A 20,135-nucleotide genomic window follows, 5' to 3' on the forward strand; every position below is an offset into this window, starting at 1 on the left:
GGCATGAGTGACGACCACGTCTACATGACCCTCGCAGAGGGACACGACGACGACACCCGCTGGGCCTACGGCACCGGCTTCGAGGACCCCCTCCACGGCGTGGACACCGGCGTGCCCGAGGGCGTCGACGTACGCGAACTCGCCCTCGTCTGCGTGGCGCTGGCCGACGACGCCCTGGTCTCGGCCCAGCGGCTCGCCGAGTGGACCACCCGCGCGCCCGAGCTGGAGGAGGAGGTCGCGCTCGCCAACATCGGCCTCGACCTCCTCGGCCAGGCCCGCCTGCTGTACTCCCGCGCCGGGCAGGTCGACGGCACCGGCCGCGACGAGGACGCCTACGCCTACTTCAGGGACGCCGACGACTTCCGCAACGTCCGCCTCGCCGAACTCCCCAATGGCGACTTCGCGTTCTCCGTCGTCCGGCTCCTCGTCCTGTCCAGCTGGCGCCTCGCGCACTTCGAACGGCTGGTGGACCACCCCGACCCCGTCCTCGCGGCGATCGCGGCGAAGGGGGTCAAGGAGCTGGCCTACCACCGCCAGTACGCGGCCGACTGGGCCGTACGGCTCGGCGACGGCACCGACGAGTCGCACCGGCGGATGCGCAAGGCGCTGGAGCAGGTGGGCCCGTACTTCGGCGAGCTGTTCACCGCGTACGACGTACGGGACGCGGTCGTCGCCGTGCTGCGGCAGGTCACGGAGGCCGCCGGTCTGCCCATGCCGGTGTACCGGCCGCTGCCGGGAGCCGGTCGTTCAGGCGACCACACGGAGCATCTCGCGCCGCTGCTCGCCGAGTTGCAGTGCGTGGCCCGCGCCCACCCGGAGGCGACATGGTGAGCACCCTGCTCGACGCGCGGCGGGCCCGGCAGATCGCCGGGCAGGTGCCCGACCCCGAGCTTCCGATGCTGACCCTCGCCGACCTCGGCGTCCTGCGGGACGTGGAGCTGACCGGCGACGGCACGGTGATCGCGAGCCTCACCCCCACCTACTCGGGCTGCCCGGCCATGGCCGAGATGCGGGCCGACGTGGCGGCGAGGCTGCGCGCGGCCGGATACGACCGGGTGGAGATCCGCACGGTCCTCAGCCCGCCCTGGACCACCGACTGGATCACGGAGTCGGGCCGCCGCAAGCTGACCGAACACGGCATCGCCCCGCCGGGGTCCGCCCCCCGCGGCCCGGTCACCCTCCAACTGTCCCCCACCCGGCGCACGGTTGCGTGCCCCCGCTGCGGCTCCCAGGACACCGAGGAGACCTCCCGCTTCGCCGCCACCTCCTGCAAATCCCTGTGGCGCTGCCACACCTGCCGCGAGCCGTTCGAGCACGTCAAGGAGATCTGAATGAAGGGCTTCACGGAAGGGCCGACGGCCGGCCTGCGCGAGGCGCCGGTGGCGGAGGCCGCGGGCGAGTTCGCGGGCTCGGTCGCCTCCGCCGTGCCCGGCGGTCCGGTCGACGGCGACGGCGAGGGCGGCGCTCCTGCCGTACGCCCGCGCGCCCGGCGCCGGCCCGTGTTCCACGCCCTGCGCGTCGCCGAGGTACGGCCGTTGTGCGAGGACGCGGTGGCCGTCGGCTTCGAGATCCCGGACGAGCTGGCCGAGGAGTTCACGTTCGCCCCCGGCCAGTCGCTGACCCTGCGGCGCGAGATCGACGGACGGGACGAACGCCGGTCGTACTCGATCTGCTCACCGGCGGGTTCGGCACCGCGCATCGGCGTCCGGGTCGTACCGGGCGGCCTGTTCTCCTCCTGGCTCGTGCACGACGTACGCCCCGGCGACACGGTCGAGGTCATGCCGCCCACCGGCTTCTTCACCCCGGACCTCACCGCCCCCGGCCACCATGTGCTGATCGCGGCGGGCTCCGGCATCACCCCGATGATCTCCATCGCCGAGTCGGTCCTGGCCGCCGACCCCCGCTCCACGGTGACCCTCTTCTACGGCAACCGGCGCACCGGCACGGTGATGTTCGCCGACGAACTCGCCGACCTGAAGGACCTGTACCCGGCCCGCTTCCAGCTGGCCCACGTACTGTCCCGCGAGCCGCGCGAGGCGGAGCTGCTCTCGGGCCGCCTGGACGCCGAGCGGCTCTCGGCGCTCATCGGCTCCCTCGTCGACGTCGACACGGCCGACCACTGGTGGCTGTGCGGCCCCCACGGCATGGTCCGCGACGCCCAGCAGGTCCTCACCGGCCTCGGTGTCCCCGCCGACCGCGTCCACCAGGAGCTCTTCTATGCCGACGACGAACCCGTCCGCGAGGTGCGCCACGAGGAGGCCGCCGCCGAGGGCCCGGTCAGTGAGGTCACCATCACGCTCGACGGCCGTACGACCACCGCGCCGCTGCCCCGCGACCGCACGATCCTCGACGCGGCGCAGCGCACCCGCCCCGACCTCCCCTTCGCCTGCAAGGGCGGCGTCTGCGGCACGTGCCGTGCGCTCGTCCCCGACGGCAAGGCGGACATGCGCCGCAACTACGCGCTGGAACCGGCGGAGGTGGCGGCGGGATACGTCCTGACGTGCCAGACGTATCCGGCGTCGGAGACGCTGACGGTCGACTTCGACACGTGAGCATCTCGGGCCGGGCGCCTGATGGCTCGGCGGTGCGGGTGGTTCTGGCGGGTGCGAGTGCGTCGTGGTTGCTCGCCCAAGTTCCCCGCGCCCCTGCTTTTCGGGGGCGCGGGGAACTTGGGCGAGGAAGCCCCCAGCCACCCGCAGCCGCCGACGAAGCCTCGCCGCCCCAACGGAGAGAGCCCGCGACGATCAGTTCCCGGCCGTCCGGCCGACCGACTCCACCAGCGGCAGCAGCCGGTACGGCACCCGCTCCCGCAGCGCGACCTCCGTACGGGTGCGCACCACGCCGGGCAGGCTGATCAGTGCCTGGATCACGTCCTCCAGGTGCGCGTTGTCCCGGGCCACCACCCGGGTCAGCAGATCACCGCCGCCCGTGATCGAGAACGCCTCGATGATCTCCGGGACGGCCGCCAGCGCGTCCCCCACATCGTCCAGGTGGCCCTGGGTCACCTCGATGTGGACGAAGGCCAGCACCGGATGGCCGAGCGCGGCGGGGGAGAGCGACGGCGCCGTCCCCGTGATCACACCGTCCCGCTCCAGCCGGTCGAGCCGCGCCTGAAGCGTCCCCCGGGCGACACCGAGCACCCTGGCGTACTCCCGCACACTCGTCCGCGGCTGCTCCAGCAGCAGCCGCAGGATGCGGGTGTCGAGTTCGTCCACGGCCATGATCACTCGACCTCCCTGCGCCATCCGACGATCATGGAAACCGTATCAACGGCCCCCGCACCGCTCCCCGTGACGCGGCTCCGGGGGGAGCCGGACGTGGGGTTCGCCGGGCGTCTGGTCCGTTGGCCTACCGGGTGCCTGCCGCGTCCGCCCTCGGCAGGGCCAATGGCTCAGTTCCGGACCCTCCTGTTGAGCCATTGGGGTCGAAGATGCTTATCTGTTGTCCTATCCACGTAGTTTCGGCGCCGCGCAGTGCCGGACGGCGACGAGGCCGGATCCGGAGCGCGGCGCCTTCGCTGTGCCCGCCGCCCCTGAGACCCAGACCGCGGCGGACGCGGCACGCACAGTGCAAGGGGGCGGTACACGGCCATGAAGAGGATGTTCACAGCGCCCGATCCGGGGCGTCTGAGGCTGCGGAACTCCGTCCGCGCCGTCGTCGGCGTGGGAGCCGCGGTGGCCGTCTCCGAGATGTGCGGCTTCCCTCTCCCGGCGTCGATCACCGGAGGCCTCGCCGCGCTCCTCGCCCTCTTCACCGTCACCGACGGTACGGTCAGCGCCCAGCGCGTCACCACCGCCCTGCTGCCCCTCGCCGGGTTTCCGGTCCTGGCGTTCGCGACCGCCCTGCACGACCGCACGGCCGTCCGCGACATCGCGTTCGTCGTCACGGTCTTCTGCGGGGTCTACGCCCGCCGCTGGGGAGCGCGCGGTCAGGCGCTCGGCATCTTCGCGTTCATGAGCTTCTTCGTCACGCAGTTCCTGCACGCCGTCCCCGCGGACCTGCCCGGTCTCTACGCCGCCATGACGCTCGCCCTGCTGGTCGCCGGGGCGGTGCGCTTCGTCCTGTGGCCCATCGAACGCGGCGCCCCGCCGGTCGCGCCCCCCGCCGAGGCGCCCCGCACGGGTCTGGACCGGCCCACGACCCGGCAGGCGTTCCAGGCCGCGGCGGCCTGCGCCGTCGCACTCGTCGTCGGCCAGGGGTTCTCCGAGGACCGCTGGTACTGGGCCGTCGGCACCGCCTGGTGGATCTTCGTCAACACGACCTCCCGGGGCGAGACCCTGGTCCGCGGTTTCCGCCGTGTCCTCGGGACCGTGATCGGCGTCGCCCTCGGCCTCGTGGTGGCCGTCCCGCTGGACGGGGCGCCCGTGGCGTCGGCCGCCCTGGTCGCCCTCTGCGTCTTCGGGATCTTCTACACGGCGGCCGTGTCGTACTCCTGGATGATGCTGGCGGTCACCGTGATGGCCAGCCTCCTCTACGGACTGCTGGGCGTCCTGGACGTCCACCTGCTCGCGCTGCGGCTTGTCGAGACGGGGGTCGGCGCCGGCTGCGCCATGCTCGCGGTCGTCCTCGTCCTGCCGGTCACCACCCACGCGACCAACGACGCCTGGATCCAGCGGGCGCTGCACTGCGTGCACGCCGCCGCCACCGAGACGGCCGCCCGGCTCGAAGGCGACCCCGAGGCCGACCCGGCACCGCACGCCGCCGAGCTGGAGGCACTGTTCGGCCGGGCCCGCGTCGCCCTCGCCCCGCTGGTGCATCCGCTGAACCCGTTCCACGGCCGCAAGGAGCGCGCCCGCCAGGCGCTCCGCCTGCTCGACGACTGCGTCAGCGAGGTCCACGCCCTCGTGTCGGCCACCGCCGAACCGCCCGCCGCGCACGAGGCGTCCCTCGTGGCCGCCTGCTGGCGGGTGAAGGCCGCGGTGGAGGCCCTCACCGTCCACGAGACCAGGGCCCCGGCCTGGCCGCAGCACCTCATCGGCCAGGAAGCCCCGCATCAGCCGGAACCCGGCACACCCCTGGTCCACCTCCACAACCTGGAGCGGACCCTGTCCGACCTGGCCCTGCCCCTCGGCAGGACCTCCGGCTCCCGGCTGGCCGGCTCCTGACCGACGGCGCCCCGCGTCCCCGGCGGGCATCCCGTGTCCCCGACGGGCATCCAGCCCCTCCGACAGGCACCCTGCTGTTGGTCTAGACCTGCTGCTACCCTCACCCGCACCGAACACCACCGGGAGGGGACGGCAGTGGCAGCAGCACACGGGAAGCGGGAACGCCGCGCGTACATCGGCTCGTTCACGGCGGACGGAGGACCCGGCGTCCTCGTCGCCGCCGTGGACGAGGACAGCGGCGCCCTGACCCTCGTCGCAGGCGCCGCGGACGACGTCCCCGACCCGTCCTACCTCGCCCTCTCCGCCGACGGCGAGACGCTCTACGCGGTCAGCGAGACCACCGAGGGCGCGGTCGCCGCCTACCGGGTCACGGACGACAAGCCCGCGCTGACCGGCCCACCCGTCGCGGTCGGCGCCGGCCCCACGCACCTGTGCGTGTTCGACGGCCACGTCCTGACCGCCGACCACACCGCCGGCAGTGTCACCGCCGTCCCCCTGCTCCCCGACGGCACCCTCGCCCCCACCGCGTCCGGCACCCTCCGCCTCACCGACGCGGATCCGCGCCCGGACCGCCCGCGGCGCCCGCACGCCCACCAGGTGGTGCCCGCCCCGGCCGGCGACCGGTTCGTCTCCGTGGACCTGGGCACGGACACGGTGCGGGTCTGCGCCCTGGAGGGCGGGGTGCCGGTCGTGCGGGGCGTGACCCGGCTCCGGCCGGGTTCCGGCCCGCGCCACCTCGCCTTCGCCCCGACCGCCGGGGCGGACCCGTCCTCGCCGGCCGGCTCGTACGTCCACGTGCTCAACGAACTCACCCCGACCGTCACGGTGTGCCGCTGGGACGCCCGGAACGGCCTCCTGGAGGCCCTGGGGGAGGCCCCGGTGCTCCCGGCGGCCCCGGACGACGACGCGTACCCCTCGGGCATCGTGGCGTCGCCCGACGGCCGTCACGTGTGGACGGCGACCCGCGGCACAAACGTCCTCTCCGTGCTCGCCGTCGAAGGGCCCACCCTGCGCCTGGTCGCCACCGTCCCCTGCGGCGGACGCTGGCCCCGCGCCCTCACCTACGCGGCGGGCACCCTGTACGTCGCCAACCAGCACTCCGGAGCCATCACCTGGTTCACGGTCGACCCGGACACGGGCGTCCCGGCCCTGGCCGGCTCGATCGCGGTGCCCGCCGCATCGTGCGTGGTCCTGGACGCCTGATCCCGGCCCACGGGGGACGGGCGCGGCCCGGGCACGCGTACGGCCGAGGGCCCGCTCCTTCGAGAGGAGCGGGCCCTCGGCCGTACGGGTCGAGACGGACCGGGCGGGGCCGGTGTCAGCGGACCGGCATGCCCTGCTGCTGCGGCGGGGCGATGCCCAGCGCCGTCGTGTACTTGCCGAGCGCCAGCTTGCCGATCGCCGGGTACGGGCCGAGCGCCTCGGCGGCCGAGCACCCCGCCTCCGCCGCGGCGTCCGCGATGAGGGCGGCGTCGATCTCCGGCCCTATCAGGTACGGCGCGAGCGCGAGCTGCTGGGAACCGGAGGAGCGCAGCTGCTCGGCCACGGAGCTGATCGAACCCTCCTGGTCGAGCGCGGCGGCCATCACCGGCACCGCGAGCCGCGCGGCCAGCAGCATGCCCGTGATGCCGGCCGCCTGCACGGCCTCGTCGCCGCCCACGGAGGCGAGGATGATGCCGTCCGCGGCGGTCGCGACGGTGAACAGGCGGGCACGGTCGGCACGCGCCAGCCCCGCCTCGGACAGCCGCACGTGCAGCGCCTCGGCGAGCAGCGGGTGCGGGCCGAGGACATCGGTCAGCTCGGCCGCGATCCGGCTCTCCATGACGGCCTGGCGGACCTGGCGCAGCGTCGCGTTGTCCGGACCGGCCAGCAGCGGCACGACGACGGCGACGGGGCCGTCCGGTTCCTTGACGTCGAGACCGGCGGCACGCGCCTGCTCGTAGCGGGCGGTGCGCTCCTCGGCGGCGCCCGTGAGCACCGACTGCAGGGTGGGGAACTCGTCACCGCCGCCGTCGACGTACCCGATGCGGGCGTCGAGGCCGGGCAGCTCGGAGCGGGCGATGCTCACGACCTCCTCGGCGAGGCTGCGCGTGGCGGCGCTGGGCGTGCCCGGCACCGCGAGGAGCAGCGCGGGCGCGCCCTCGGGAGCCGCCAGGGGTTCCGGTCGGCGGTGCCGGCCGGGCTGGCGGGGTCGCGGCATTCGTACTGGCAGGCCGGACGCGGGCCCAGTGGGGGAGCTCATGGCGCCGCATGTTACTTGTTTCCGGGGTTCCCCTGTTCGGGGAGGGTGCAGGTGAGCGGTATCCGTCCGGATTTGTCTGATGAGTTACGTGTCGATCGGGTTGATCGAAACCGCATTTATCTGCCGAGCAGTGCTCTTGGCGGACCACAGTGGTGCTTGTCGGACAGGCTGCTTTGGTCCGTGTTTCAGGTACTACTTTTCGGCCACCGTGTACAACAGCTGCTCGTCGTACGGCAATCGGAGGTCTCCGGTGGCCAGAGCGGTCGCGATCCGTACGGCGCCGTACAGCGGGTCGCCCTCCGCGGGCACCCTGCGGGCCCGCGGCAGGCGCCGCGCCAACTCCGCCTCCAGGGGTGCGAGGAGGGGCGCGCCCAGCTTGAACAGGCCGCCCGTGAGCGCCACCAGGGGGTCGCCCGACGCCGGGCAGACGGCGGCCGCGGCGTCCGCCATGTGCCGTGCCGCGGCGCGCAGGATGTCCGCCGCCACCGGGTCGTCGCCCGCGCACGCGGCCACCTCGGGGGCGAAGGAGGCCAGCACCGCCGGGCGGTCGGGCCGGGGGTAGAGCTGCCCGGGCAGCTTGTCCGGCGGGCCGAACAGACCCTGTAGGCGCGACAGGAGCGGCCGCGAGCCGCCGACGCGCCCGTCATGGGCCCGCAGCGCCGCCTCCATCCCCGCCCGCCCGATCCAGGCACCGCCACCGCAGTCCCCGAGCAGATGGCCCCAGCCGTCCGCCCGGCGCCAGGCCCGCAGATCGGTGCCGATGGCGATCAGCCCCGTACCGGCGGCGATCACCGCGCCCGGCCGGGCGCCCAGCGCGCCGGTGTACGCCGTGACGGCGTCGGCCGCCAGCACCGTCCGCCGCGCCCCCAGTTCACGTGCGAACGCGGACGGCAGCTCGGCCCGCAACCGCTGCCCGAGCGTCGCGAACCCGGCCGCCCCGACGGCGACCGCGGCGCACCGCTCCTGGCCGGCTTCCGCGAGCAACCGCCGTGCCAGGGGGAGCACCTGCTGCAGCAGGTGCCCGGCATCGATGCCGCCGGTCCCGGTGCGCACCGGCTCCCCGGAAGCGAGCGGCTCCCCGACCACCGCGCCCCCGATGGCGAGCGCCACCCGCACCCCGGACCCGCCGGAGTCCACCGCGAGCACGACGGTGCCTTCCCCGCCGCCGTCCGGGCCGGACAGCGGTCCCGGCCGCTCGTCGGACGGCGCCCCGGCGGTCGTCATGGCAGACGCCAGTCCACAGGGGTGCCGCCCTGACGGACCAGCAGGTCGTTGGCGCGGCTGAAGGGCCGGGAGCCGAAGAAGCCGCGGTCGGCCGACATGGGGGAGGGGTGGGCGGACTCGATGGACGGCAGATCGCCCAGCAGGGGGCGGAGGTTGCGGGCGTCACGGCCCCACAGGATCGACACCAGGGGGCGCCCCCGCGCGGCCAGTGCTCTTATCGCCTGCTCGGTGACCTCCTCCCAGCCCTTGCCCCGGTGCGCCGCCGGCTTGCGCGGGGCCGTGGTGAGCGCCCTGTTGAGGAGCAGGACCCCCTGCCTCGTCCAGGGCGTCAGATCGCCGCTGGCCGGCGGCGGCAGCCCCAGGTCGTTGCCGAGCTCCCGGTAGATGTTGATCAGGCTGCCCGGCAGGGGCCGTACCTCCGGGGCCACCGAGAAGGACAGCCCCACCGCGTGCCCCGGTGTCGGGTACGGGTCCTGGCCGACGATGAGGACGCGGACGTCGTCGAAGGGCTGCTGGAAGGCGCGCAGGACGTTCTGTCCCGCCGGGAGATAGGTGCGTCCCGCGGCGATCTCCGCACGCAGGAAGTCGCCCATCCGGGCGATCTGTCCGGCCACGGGCTCCAGTGCCTTCGCCCAGCCCGCTTCGACGATTTCATGCAACGGTCGTGGTGCCACGGCGTCACCCTACTGCCGTGGACACGATGACGATCAACCACCGGTCGCGGGGCGACCGATGCCGACCGTTTCGATGCCGAACCACACACGATCCGGGCCGACTTGGCAGGCAGGAGCCGGTCGGCGGTCGACGTCCGTCCGCCCGCCGCCGACGCGCCGCCTCCCCCACCGTCCGCACTCGCTCTCAGCCGACCACCGCCGCGCGCACGCACAGCACGTCGGGCAGATGGGACGCCAACTGCCGCCAGCTGTCCCCGTCGTCCGCCGACGCGTACACCTCGCCGTTGCGGTTGCCGAAGTACACGCCTGCCGGGTCCGCGTCGTCCGTGCACATCGCGTCGCGCAGCACCGTGCCGTAGTGGTCGTCCGCCGGCAGGCCGGTCGACAGCGGTTCCCAACTCCGGCCCGCGTCCGCGGTGCGGAAGACACGGCAGCGGTGGCCGGCGGGGACACGGTCCGCGTCCGCGTTGATGGGGAACACGTACGCGGTGTCCCCGCGGTGCGGGTGGGCCGCCGCGGCGAACCCGAACGTGGAAGGCAGCCCCTCGCCGATGTCCGTCCAGTGCGCGCCGGCGTCGTCGCTGCGGTAGACGCCCCAGTGGTTCTGCAGATACAGCCGGTCGGGGTTCCCCGCGTCCCGGGTCACCTTGTGCACGCACTGGCCGAACTCCGGGTCGGGGTCCGGCAGGAACACCGCGGACACCCCCGAGTTGGACGGCGACCAGCTCGCGCCGCCGTCCTCGGTGCGGAAGACCCCGGCGGCGGAGACGGCGACGGTCAGCGCGCGCGGGTCGCGCCGGTCGGTGAGGATGGTGTGCAGCCCCTCGCCGCCGCCGCCCGGCTGCCACCGGTCACGGGTCGGGTGCTCCCACAGGGGCCGCACCAGCTCGAAGGTCTCGCCGCGGTCCACGGAGCGGTACAGCGCGGCCGGCTCCGTGCCCGCGTACACCACGTCCGGTTCGGCGGCCGAGGGGTGCAGCTGCCACACCCGCTCCAGGGAGGCGCCGGTGTCCTTGGGGAACTTCACGGGCGGGCGGGCCGGTTCCGTCCAGGTGCGCCCGAGGTCGTCGGAGTGGAACACGGAGGGGCCCCAGTGGGCGCTGTCGCCCCCGACGAGCAGGCGCGGGGTGTCCCCGCGGGTGTCGATGGCGACCGAGTACACGGCCTGCGCGTTGAAGTAGGGGCTGTCGTCGAACTCCCAGGCGCCGCCTCGCCGCCGCCCGATGAACAGGCCCTTGCGCGTGCCTACGGTGAGCAGTACCTCGGCCATGTCGGCCACCTCCTGGACATCGTCGTCTCAGCCATGGGCCAGTCTGCACCCAGCCTCTGACAGTCACCCCCTGAGATGCCGTCGCCGCAGGTCAGACGGCATGTATCGGCGGGTGTGGGGGTGGGATCGAGCCACGCGGCGGGCGGGGTGACCCATGTCGCATGAGCAGGGCCGGGACCGCCGCCGTATGGGAGAGCGGTCCGGCTGTCCTGTGTGCGTGAGGGAGGGTGCCCCCGATGGTGGCATTCCGTGGTCCGAAGGTGTGGCTGTGGCGCTGGCGCCGGAATCCGCTCAAACGGCGTGGTGACCGGCTGGAGTCCTGGGTCGTGCTCGCCGCCTGGGTCCTCACCGTGTGCGGCGGCGTGGCCGCGGGGCTGCTGTCCGCGGACTCCGTCGAGTCCGGTCTGGCCCGGCAGCGGGAGGAGCGGCACCCCGTCGAGGCGCGGCTGGTCGAGGACGCGCCCGAGCCGGGCGCCGCCGGTGGCGCGGGCGCCGAGAGGGTGTGGGCGAAGGTGCGGTGGGCGGCGCCGGACGGCACCGCGCGACAGGGCCGGGCCCGGGTCGACCGTGCCGCCGTCATGGGTACCCCGGTCACCGTCTGGACGGACGCCGAGGGCCGGCTGGTGACCAGGCCCGCCGGAGCGTCCCAGGCCCGGCTGCGGGCCACCCTGGTCGGCGGTCTGGCGGGGCTCTTCGTGGCGGCCGTGCCCTTCACGGGCGGCAGGCTCGTCCGCGGCCGTCTGGAGCGGCGGAGGGTGGACGAGTGGGACGAGGCGTGGGAGCGCGTCGCCCCCCTGTGGCAGCGCAAGACCTGGTGAGGGCGCCCGGTTCCACACCGACGCCCCCGGCGGTCGACGGCCGGGGGCCGGACGAGGCCCGTGGGGGAAGGCTCCGTCCGGCCCTGGGAGCGGACTCACCGGTGGGTGACGAGCGGCCTCACCTGTAGGTGATGTCCGAGCTGGAGTACAGGCAGTTGGTGCTGTCGGGGCCCGTGCCGACGGCCGTGTTGTTGTTGTACTTCTGGCAGGGGACGACCTTGCGCCCGCTGTCGTTGAGGATCGTGATCCTGCGCAGCGTCGCCACGTCGCCGCGGTTGACGTTGATGCCGACGAGCCGGGCGGTGGAACCCGTTCCGGTGACCTCGATGTTGTTGAGGTTCACCTTGCGGGTGTACTGCGTGGAGCAGTCGCCGCAGGAGCGGTACAGCGTCTTGAACTCGCTGACGGCGAAGTTGGAGATGTTCAGGGTCCCCGGCCCGTTGTGCTGGAACACCTTGTCCGAGGCCTTCCTCGCCCCGCCGCCGGTCACCGTGTAGGTGGAACCGCCGCGGAAGGTCGCGGCGTCCTCGCCGACGTCCTCCCACCACACGTTCTGCAGGGTGCAGTTGCCCTCGCAGTGGATGCCGTCGGCGCCGGGCGCCCCGATGATGACGTTCTTCAGCGTCGCACCGGCAGCGAGCTTGAAGATCGGGTCCTGGCCCTCATCCTGGCCGTCGCCGGCCAGGTCGCCGCTGCCGTAGTAACGCTTCATGCCGCCGTCCCGGACGCCGGACACCGAGATGGTGGAGGACACCGGCTGGTTGCCGGAGGCCGACGGCCAGGTCGCGGCGCTCGCCGGAGTGGCGCCACTCGTCATGATCATGCCAAACGAGAGACCGAACGCGGCCATCGTCCCGGTCAGCGCGCGCGTGCGGGCGCGCGTGTGTGCCGCAGAAGTCATGTCCCGATTCCTTCTGTCTCCGAACGGATGGGGGGATGTCAGAGCTTTTCGGCGCGAGGCGCGATTGGAGCCATGTACATGAACAGCGTGCGTGATGCTGACTGCGTGAACGGGTCGAAAGGTGAGGTGGGGGGATCTGGTTCACGTCGCTGAACGGAACGTAGAGGGCAAGCGCTTTCTAGTCAACGCCTCGCGCAAAAGGACCTTGGGTGCCCCAGATGAAGCGGACTCTCGTGGTCGGCGGGTTCGGTGGCGGCGCTCCGTCGGTGCGCGACGAGCGAATTCTTTCGATGTGTGGGAGCGCTTCCAGGGCGGCCATGTGCATGTCACGATGCCTGGCGGACGCATCCCTCCCGGGCTCGCTGAAGGGACAACGACGTGCCCCGTACCCCCCACCGCATCGTGCGCCGACCGCTCCGTACAGCCCTCGTCGCGGTGCTCGCCGCCCTGGTGCCGTTACTCGCGGCCACGCTCCTCACCGCGCCCGCCGCCACCGCCGCGCCCCGCGCGGCGCTCACCCAGATCACCAACTTCGGGCAGAACCCGAGCAACCTCCAGATGTATCTGTACGTGCCGAACAACGTCGCCAGGAAACCGGCGGTCGTCGTGGCCGTGCACTACTGCACGGGCTCCGGGCCCGCCATGTACAGCGGCACCGAGTACGCCTCGCTCGCCGACCGCTACGGCTTCATCGTGGTGTACCCGTCCGTCACGCGCAGCAGCAAGTGCTTCGACGTCTCCTCGCCGCAGGCGCTGCGCCGCGGCGGCGGCAGCGACCCCGTGGGCATCAAGTCGATGGTCGACTGGACCGTCCGCACCTACAACGCGGACACCAGCAAGATCTTCGCCACCGGTATCTCCTCCGGCGCGATGATGACCAACGTCCTGCTCGGCGACTACCCGGACGTGTTCGCGGCGGGCGCGGCGTTCGCGGGCGTCCCGTTCGCCTGCTTCGCCACCACCAACGGCTCCGAGTGGAACAGCGACTGCGCCAACGGCAGGATCATCCGCACCCCGCAGGCATGGGGCGACCTCGTCCGCCGTGCCTACCCCGGCTACAACGGCCCCCGGCCCCGGATGCAGCTGTGGCACGGCACCCAGGACGACGTGCTGCGGTACCCGAACTTCGGGGAGGAGATCAAGCAGTGGACGAACGTGCGCGGCGTCGGCCAGGCACCGAGCTCCACGGACTCCCCCCAGAACGGCTGGACCCGCACCCGCTACGGCGGCACCGGTGACCGGGCCCCCGTCGAGGGCATCAGCATGCAGGGCGTCGGCCACAACGTGTACTCCTGGGGCATGGGCCAGCGCGTCCTCACCTTCTTCGGCATCACCGGCTCGTGAGCCGTGCCCCGGCCCTCGGCGCGCCGCCCTGATCGGTGAGGGGTGGCCACCGGACCGATACCGAGGGCCGGGGCGCCGGGTGCGGCCTCGTGAGCGGAGCCGTGACCGCGACGGTGACCGGCGTCACCGCGACGGCGTGATGGCGTGATGGCGCCACGACGTCGCCCCGCAACGGCGCGAGCGCGCCGGGTGCCGGTGTCGGTGCCGGCCGGCAGGCCGGCCACTCCGGCGAGGCCGCCCACCGCCCGGGCCGTCCAGGGGGCGGCCCGCGCCTGATCTGCCGACCCCGCCTCACCAGCGCCTACCGCCGGGCGCGCGCCGACCGAGCGCGCGCCCGGCCACCGCGCTCCCTATCGCGTCCGCGCGCCCTCACGCCGAGCCCTTCCGGAGCCGCCCTCTCACCCCGGGGCGCCCTCACACGGACCCCTTCCATCCAGCCCCCTTCCCCCGTGCCCCCTTCACGAAGAAAGGCATCGCCCGTGCAGCCGTCCAAGACGCCGAGCAGAGCGTCGCTCGCCCCCCTTGTCGCCGCCTGCGTCCTCGCGCTGGCCCTCGTCGTGACGGCGTCCGCCGTGGTGGCGCTCGTCAGGAGCCCGCAGCGGACCGCCGGCGCCGGTGACGCGGCCGCCTCCGCCCGGCACTGGGTCAACACCTGGTCGGCGATGCCGCAGCTCACCGAAGCGCACAACATGCCGCCGGCGCCGTTCACCGGCGACCGGGCCGTGCTCGTCGACACCACCCTGCGCCAGACCGTGCGCGTCACCACCGGCGGCGACCGCGTCCGGCTGCGCTTCTCCAACGCCTTCGGTGGCACCGCGCTGCCGCTGACGGCGGTCACCGTCGCCCTCCCGAAGGGCGGACAGGCCGGGGTCGGCGCGATCGAACCGGGCACCACCCGGACCGTGACGTTCGGCGGACGGGAGGCCACGACCGTGCCGATCGGCGCGCAGGTCGTCTCCGACCCGCTGGACTTCACCGTGCGGTCCGGTTCCAACCTCACCGTGACCACATATCTCGCCGAGGGCCAGGCGTCGCTCGCCCTCACCTCGCACCCCGGCTCCCGCACCACCTCGTACCTCCAGCACGGCGACCGCACCCGCGACGAGGACCTCCCCGGCGCCACCCCCACCAACCACTGGTATCTGCTCAGCGACGTCGAGGTCCTGTCCCGGCCCGCCACGTCCGCCGTCGCCGTCCTCGGCGACTCGCTCACCGACGGCCGGGGCTCCACCACCAATGGCAACAACCGTTGGCCGGACCAGCTCTTCGACCGCCTCCAGCGCAAGCCCGCCACCCGGGACATCGCCGTGGTGAACCAGGCGGCCGGCGGCAACCGCGTCCTCAACGACGGTCTCGGTCCCAACGCGCTCGCCCGACTGGACCGCGACATCCTGGCCCACAGCGGCGTCGAACAGCTGATCGTCTTCGAGGGCATCAACGACATCGGAACGGCCGAGGCCACCCCCGCCGCCCAGCAGCGCGTCACCGCCGACCTCATCGCCGCCTACGACCAGATCATCGTCCGCGCCCACGCCCAGGGCATCCAGGTGTACGGCGCGACCCTGCTGCCGTTCGACGGCAACACCCTGTACGACGACCCCTCAGGGCACCGCGAGGACGCACGGCAGGCGGTCAACACCTGGATCCGCACCAGCGGCCGCTTCGACGCCGTCCTCGACTTCGACCGGGTCGTCCGCGATCCGCAGAACCCGAGCCGTCTCCTGCCCTCCCTCCACGACGGCGACTGGCTCCACCTCAACCCCGAGGGCTACCGCGTCCTCGCCGAAGCGGTCCCGGCACGGCTGCTCCAGCAGAGGTGAGACACAAGGTGTAGGTGAGACAGAAGGCGTAGGTGAGACAGAAGGCGTAGGTGAGGCAGAAGGCGGTGAGGCGCCCGTTCACGCCCCCACGGGCGCCCCCGCACCGGGGGCTGGCCGCCTCCACGCCCCGTGCGCCGAACGCCGCCCCATTGACCATACCCGCAGGGATGACGAGCGGATTCGCGGGAACCCGGCTCCCCCGGAAAGGCATCAAGCGTGAGGTGAGGGAGAGCCATGGCACGAGGTGGTCGGTGGGGTGGTGCACAGGCCGAGCAGGGGCGCGCCGGGGCACCCGGACCGCTGACACGTCCGACGGCCGTCGCCACCGGACTCGCGCTGGCGGGACCCAGGCTGCTGGCCCGAGGGGCCGGGCCCGCCGTGGGCCTGGCCGCCGGAGCGGTGGCCGGAACGGCACGGGCGGGCGTCCGGGGCGTGGACAGCGCCGCGCGCGTCGCGCGTGTCGCCCGCACCGCGCTGCCGAGTGATGCGCGCCCCTGGCGCTCCGGCGCGCGGGCCCATCTCGCGCTGCGTCCCGAGACACCCGAACGGGTACATCACGAGGGCGGCACGGAACACGCGGCCCGCAAGGTGGCCGCCGCCCTCGCCGAGCGGCCGGACGTGGCCCTCGCCTACTGGGACCAGGGCCTGGCACGCCTCGTGGTGTCCGCCGCCGAGGAAGCCCTCGGCGACAAGGTGGTGGACGAGGCGACCGAGCTGGCCGCCCGGCACGGGCTGGCCCTGACCGACGAGGACGTCGAGGGCTACGCGCATCCCGGCGACCCGGCCGGGATACGGGCCGCGGCGCTGGCCCTCGCGGCCGACACCCTCGGCATCGGCGTGGCCCTGGCCGGCTCCTTCCTGCGTCTGCCGCCCTCACCGCGCTTGGTCACGGCGGCGGCGACGCTGCTGCGGGAGAACCCCCGCTTCCGCGCCTTTCTGCGCGACCGGCTCGGCGCGTCCCGCATGGACGTCCTGCTGGCCGCCGCCAACGCGGCCGTGCACGGCGCGGGCCAGACCCCGATCGCCCTGGTGCTCGACGGGGCGCTGCGCACCTGCCAACTGGGGGACACCCTGGCCCGTGCGACCGCCTTCGACACGGTCCATGACCAGGTGTGCACCCCGCGGCGCGTCGGCCTGCCCCCGCGGCCCTCCGCTCGGCCGCCCCTGCGGTCCACCCCCGCCCAGGACTACGCCTCCCACGCCTCCACCGGCAGTGTGCTGGGCGCCGCCGCGACCCTGCTGGTCAAGCACGACGGCAAGGAGGCCGCCGAGGCCGTCCTCGCGGGCTCGCCCAAGGCCGCCCGCTACGGACCCGCCGCCTTCCACTACGTCCTCAGCGCGGCCCTCGCCCGGAACGGGGTACTGGTCCGCGACACCGAACGGCTGCGGCGGCTGGAGACCGTCGACACCGTCGTACTGCACCCCAGCGCCCTGCGGAGCCCCGGCGCGGGCGCGGACCCGTGGACCGAGACCGTGCTCGACGCTGCCCGCCGGGCCGGGCTCGCCGTCGTCATGGTGGACGATCCGGCGCTGCGCGACTTCACGAGCCTCGCCGACCAGGTCGTGGCCGGCGACCGGCCGTTGCGCGAGGTCGTGCGGGAGCTGCGCGACGAGGGCGCCACGGTCCTGACGGTCGCCCGCTTCCCCGCCGCCGACCCCGAGGCGGGCGCCGAGCACACCCACCTGCGGGACGGCATGGACGTCCTGGACGGCCTGCTCGGCGGTGATGTGGCGGTCGCCCTCGCGGACCGGGACTCCGCCGTCGCCTGGAGCGCGGACGTCCTCGCCCTCAACGGCCTCGCCGACGTGTGGCGGTTGCTGACCGCCGTACCGGCGGCACGCGCGGTGGGCCACCGGTCGCAGACCCTCGCCCGGTCCGGCGCCGCCCTGTCCGGGCTGCTCGTCGCCGTCGGCGAGTCCGACGGGTCGCGCCGGCGCTCACCCCTGCCCGGCCTGCGCCACGTCCCCGTCGACGTCGGCGCCGCGACGGCCCTGTTCAGCGGTGTACGCAGCGCGCTCGGCGTGGCCCTGGCGCGGGCGCCGCACCCCCAGCCGCGCACGGCCTGGCACGCGCTCCCCCCGGACGACGTCCTCGACCGCCTCGAACACGCGGCCGACGAGGAGGACGAGGCCACGGTGGTCGAGCAGGCGACCGGCCGCTTGCACGAGATGGCCGACACGGTCGGCCACACCCCCGCCGCCGCCCCCGTGCGCTGGACCATGGAGCTGGCCCGGGCCGTCCGGGGCGAGCTGGACGATCCGCTCACCCCGGTGCTCGCGGTCGGCTCCGCGGCCTCCGCGATCCTCGGCTCGGTCGTGGACGCCCTCCTCGTCTTCGGCGCCCTCGACCTGAACGCCCTTGTCGGCGGGTTGCAGCGGCTGCGCGCCGAAAGGGCGTTGTCCGGTCTGCTCGCCGACCAGCAGCAGAAGGCCCGCGTCGCGCCACGGGACACACCGGAGCCGACCGGCCCGCCCGCCGCCGACGCGACCGCCGAGGCCGAGACCGTGGACGCCGCCGTGCTCGCCCCCGGCGACGTGATCGAGCTGAAGGCGGACGACGTCGTGCCCGCCGACGCCCGGCTGCTGTGGGAGGACGGCCTGGAGGTGGACGAGTCGGCGCTCACCGGGGAGTCCCTGCCGGTGGACAAGCAGACGGCGCCGACCCCTCGCGCGCCGGTCGCCGACCGGAGCTGCATGGTCTTCGAGGGCACCACCGTGGTCGCGGGCCACGCCAGGGCCGTCGTCGTCGGAACCGGCGACCGCACCGAGGCCGCCCGCGCGGTCGCCCTCGCCGCCCGCCGGCCCCCGTCCGCCGGTGTCCAGGCCAAGATCCATGAACTCACCCGCAAGGCCCTGCCGTTGACCCTGGCCGGCGGCGCCGCCGTGACCGGTCTGTCGCTGCTGCGCGGCACCCCCATCCGGGAGGCGGTGAGCGGCGGCGTCGCGGTGGCCGTGGCCGCCGTGCCCGAGGGGCTGCCGCTGGTCGCCACCGTGGCACAGCTGTCGGCGGCCCGCCGGCTCAGCCGCCGCGGCGTCCTCGTCCGCACCCCGCGCACCCTGGAGGCGCTGGGCCGGATGGACACCGTGTGCTTCGACAAGACGGGCACCCTCACGGAGAACCGCCTCCGGCTGGTCCGTGTCGCCGAGGCCGACGGCACGGTCCGCACCCTCAAGGACACCGCCGCCGACGACTCGGCCCGCGCCCTGCGCGTCGCCGCCCGCGCCTGCCCCCGCCTGAACGGCGGCTCGACCCGCCCCGTGCACGCCACCGACGAGGCGGTGCTCGACGCGGCCGGCCCCGACCCGGAGTGGCGGCAGGCCGAGGGCCGGCCCTTCGAGGCGGCCCGCGGTTACGCCGCGGCCGTCGGCACATCGGGCGGCGGCACATCGGGCGGCGGCTCGGCGGGCGGCGGCGCCGTCCTGGTGGTCAAGGGCGCCCCCGAGACGGTCCTGCCGGCCTGCCGCGACCTCCCGGACCACGCCTCGGGGACCGCCCATGCGCTCGCCCGCGACGGGCTGCGCGTCCTCGCGGTCGCCGAACGCCCGCTGCGCGCGGGCGAGGACCCGTCCGCCGTCCTCGAAGCGCCGCTGGAGGACCTGGAGTTCACCGGACTGCTCGCCCTGGCCGACGTACCGCGCGAGACCTCCACCGACCTGGTGCGCGGGCTGCGCGAGGCAGGCGTACGACCGGTCATGCTGACCGGCGACCACCCGCAGACCGCCCGGGCGATCGCCGCCGAACTCGGCTGGCCCGAGGACACGACCGTCGTCACGGGCGACGAGCTGGCCTCCGCCGACCGGTCCGTACGGGCGAGGATGCTGCGCGACGCGGGCGTCGTGGCGCGGGTCGCGCCCGAACAGAAGCTCCAGGTCGTGGAGGCGCTGCGGGACGCGGGCCGGGTGGTCGGGATGGTCGGCGACGGCGCCAACGACGCCGCAGCCATCCGCGCCGCCGACATCGGCGTGGGCATCCAGGCCCGCGGCTCCGCCGCCGCCCGGAACGCCGCCGACCTGGTCCTGACCGACGAGGACCTGTCGGTGCTGATCGAGGCGGTCACCGAGGGCCGCTCCCTGTGGCACAGCGTCACCGACGCCATCGCCATCCTGATCGGCGGCAACGCGGGCGAGATCGGCTTCGGCATCCTCGGCACACTGCTCGCCGGGCGGGCCCCGCTCTCCACCCGCCAGATGCTGCTGGTGAACCTGTTCACGGACCTGTTCCCGGCCATGGCCGTGGCGGTGACCCCCAAGGAGGAGCAGGGCACCGCCGACGGCGACGGCGCGGAGGGCGCCACCCCGGGCACGGAGCCGCTGGGCACCGAACTCCTCGGCGCGCCCCTCATGCGCCAGATCCGCCACCGCGCCCTGACCACCTGTCTGGGCGCCACGCTCGCGTGGCTGATGGGCCGCTTCACGCCGGGCACCGCGCGGCGCTCCACGACGATGGCCCTGTGCGGCGTGGTCGGCACCCAACTGGCCCAGACCCTCGCCGACCGCCGGCGCAGCCCCCTGGTCCGCACCACGGCCCTCGGATCCGCCGCGGCCCTCGTGGTCCTCATCCAGATCCCGGGCGCCAGCCACTTCTTCGGCTGCACCCCGCTCGGCCCGCTCGCCTGGGCGGGCGTCGCCGCGGCGATCGCCCTCGCCGTGGCCGGGCAGCGGACCCTGCCCGACCTGGAGAGGACGGTCCAGCGGCTGATCCGTCCCCGCACCCCGGCCGAGCCGAGCGCGGCCTGA

15 protein-coding genes are annotated in these 20,135 nt (G+C 74.3%); 9 read left to right on the plus strand and 6 right to left on the minus strand.

Features of this window, described 5'->3' with window-relative positions:
* The first annotated feature begins 3 nt into the window (after positions 1-3).
* The 3 genes from paaC to paaE are packed head-to-tail and all read left to right on the plus strand — an operon-like array spanning position 4 to position 2,552.
* Complete coding sequence (gene paaC / locus ACZ4Z2_RS15295) at positions 4-831, plus strand: 1,2-phenylacetyl-CoA epoxidase subunit PaaC (RefSeq protein WP_468076065.1); 828 nt, start codon at positions 4-6, stop codon at positions 829-831.
* Entirely contained in the window at positions 825-1,331 is a 507-nt protein-coding gene (gene paaD / locus ACZ4Z2_RS15300; RefSeq protein WP_468076067.1) for a 1,2-phenylacetyl-CoA epoxidase subunit PaaD, read from the plus strand. Before paaC ends, paaD begins: the two co-directional genes overlap by 7 nt.
* Entirely contained in the window at positions 1,332-2,552 is a 1,221-nt protein-coding gene (gene paaE, locus ACZ4Z2_RS15305; protein WP_468076069.1) for a 1,2-phenylacetyl-CoA epoxidase subunit PaaE, read from the plus strand.
* 192 nt (positions 2,553-2,744) lie between these two features.
* Here the strand turns inward: paaE and ACZ4Z2_RS15310 are convergent, their stop codons facing one another.
* On the minus strand, positions 2,745-3,221 hold the full coding sequence (locus ACZ4Z2_RS15310; RefSeq protein WP_468076390.1) for an Lrp/AsnC family transcriptional regulator: 477 nt from the start codon (positions 3,219-3,221) through the stop codon (positions 2,745-2,747).
* A gap of 378 nt (positions 3,222-3,599) precedes the next feature.
* On the opposite strand from ACZ4Z2_RS15310, the gene ACZ4Z2_RS15315 reads away from it, so the two are divergent.
* Together ACZ4Z2_RS15315 and ACZ4Z2_RS15320 are read left to right on the plus strand one after the other, a co-directional pair.
* The gene (locus tag ACZ4Z2_RS15315; RefSeq protein WP_468076392.1) at positions 3,600-5,105 is read left to right on the plus strand and encodes an FUSC family protein; all 1,506 of its coding nucleotides are present in this window, start codon (positions 3,600-3,602) and stop codon (positions 5,103-5,105) included.
* Between the two features lie 135 nt (positions 5,106-5,240).
* On the plus strand, positions 5,241-6,308 hold the full coding sequence (locus tag ACZ4Z2_RS15320) for a lactonase family protein (RefSeq protein ID WP_468076071.1): 1,068 nt from the start codon (positions 5,241-5,243) through the stop codon (positions 6,306-6,308).
* Between the two features lie 115 nt (positions 6,309-6,423).
* Here the strand turns inward: ACZ4Z2_RS15320 and ACZ4Z2_RS15325 are convergent, their stop codons facing one another.
* From ACZ4Z2_RS15325 to ACZ4Z2_RS15340, 4 genes are all read right to left on the minus strand, one after another.
* Positions 6,424-7,347: a sirohydrochlorin chelatase gene (locus ACZ4Z2_RS15325; protein WP_107465069.1), complete on the minus strand. Its 924-nt coding sequence runs from the start codon at positions 7,345-7,347 to the stop codon at positions 6,424-6,426.
* Positions 7,348-7,539: 192 nt separating this feature from the next.
* Positions 7,540-8,571 carry an N-acetylglucosamine kinase gene (locus ACZ4Z2_RS15330; protein WP_468076073.1) on the minus strand — a complete coding sequence of 344 codons (1,032 nt, stop codon included), beginning with the start codon at positions 8,569-8,571 and terminating at the stop codon, positions 7,540-7,542.
* Entirely contained in the window at positions 8,568-9,245 is a 678-nt protein-coding gene (locus ACZ4Z2_RS15335; RefSeq protein ID WP_468076075.1) for a uracil-DNA glycosylase, read from the minus strand. The genes ACZ4Z2_RS15330 and ACZ4Z2_RS15335 overlap by 4 nt, the downstream gene beginning before the upstream one ends.
* Positions 9,246-9,429: 184 nt before the next feature.
* Positions 9,430-10,515: a WD40/YVTN/BNR-like repeat-containing protein gene (locus tag ACZ4Z2_RS15340; RefSeq protein ID WP_468076077.1), complete on the minus strand. Its 1,086-nt coding sequence runs from the start codon at positions 10,513-10,515 to the stop codon at positions 9,430-9,432.
* A gap of 236 nt (positions 10,516-10,751) precedes the next feature.
* Here ACZ4Z2_RS15340 and ACZ4Z2_RS15345 point away from each other — a divergent pair, with 236 nt between their 5' ends.
* Positions 10,752-11,333, plus strand: coding sequence for an Rv1733c family protein (locus ACZ4Z2_RS15345; protein ID WP_468076079.1), 582 nt, complete (start codon positions 10,752-10,754; stop codon positions 11,331-11,333).
* Between the two features lie 118 nt (positions 11,334-11,451).
* Here the strand turns inward: ACZ4Z2_RS15345 and ACZ4Z2_RS15350 are convergent, their stop codons facing one another.
* Positions 11,452-12,234 (minus strand): pectate lyase, encoded by a 783-nt coding sequence (locus ACZ4Z2_RS15350; protein ID WP_468076081.1) that lies wholly within the window; start codon positions 12,232-12,234, stop codon positions 11,452-11,454.
* Positions 12,235-12,612: 378 nt separating this feature from the next.
* Here ACZ4Z2_RS15350 and ACZ4Z2_RS15355 point away from each other — a divergent pair, with 378 nt between their 5' ends.
* From ACZ4Z2_RS15355 to ACZ4Z2_RS15365, 3 genes are all read left to right on the plus strand, one after another.
* Positions 12,613-13,578, plus strand: a complete 966-nt coding sequence (locus ACZ4Z2_RS15355; protein ID WP_468076083.1) for an extracellular catalytic domain type 1 short-chain-length polyhydroxyalkanoate depolymerase — start codon at positions 12,613-12,615, stop codon at positions 13,576-13,578.
* A gap of 479 nt (positions 13,579-14,057) precedes the next feature.
* Positions 14,058-15,398, plus strand: coding sequence for an SGNH/GDSL hydrolase family protein (locus tag ACZ4Z2_RS15360; protein WP_468076085.1), 1,341 nt, complete (start codon positions 14,058-14,060; stop codon positions 15,396-15,398).
* 234 nt (positions 15,399-15,632) lie between these two features.
* Positions 15,633-20,135 (plus strand): HAD-IC family P-type ATPase, encoded by a 4,503-nt coding sequence (locus tag ACZ4Z2_RS15365; protein WP_468076087.1) that lies wholly within the window; start codon positions 15,633-15,635, stop codon positions 20,133-20,135.

The sequence above is a fragment of the Streptomyces sp. NPDC030183 genome (assembly GCF_055573455.1).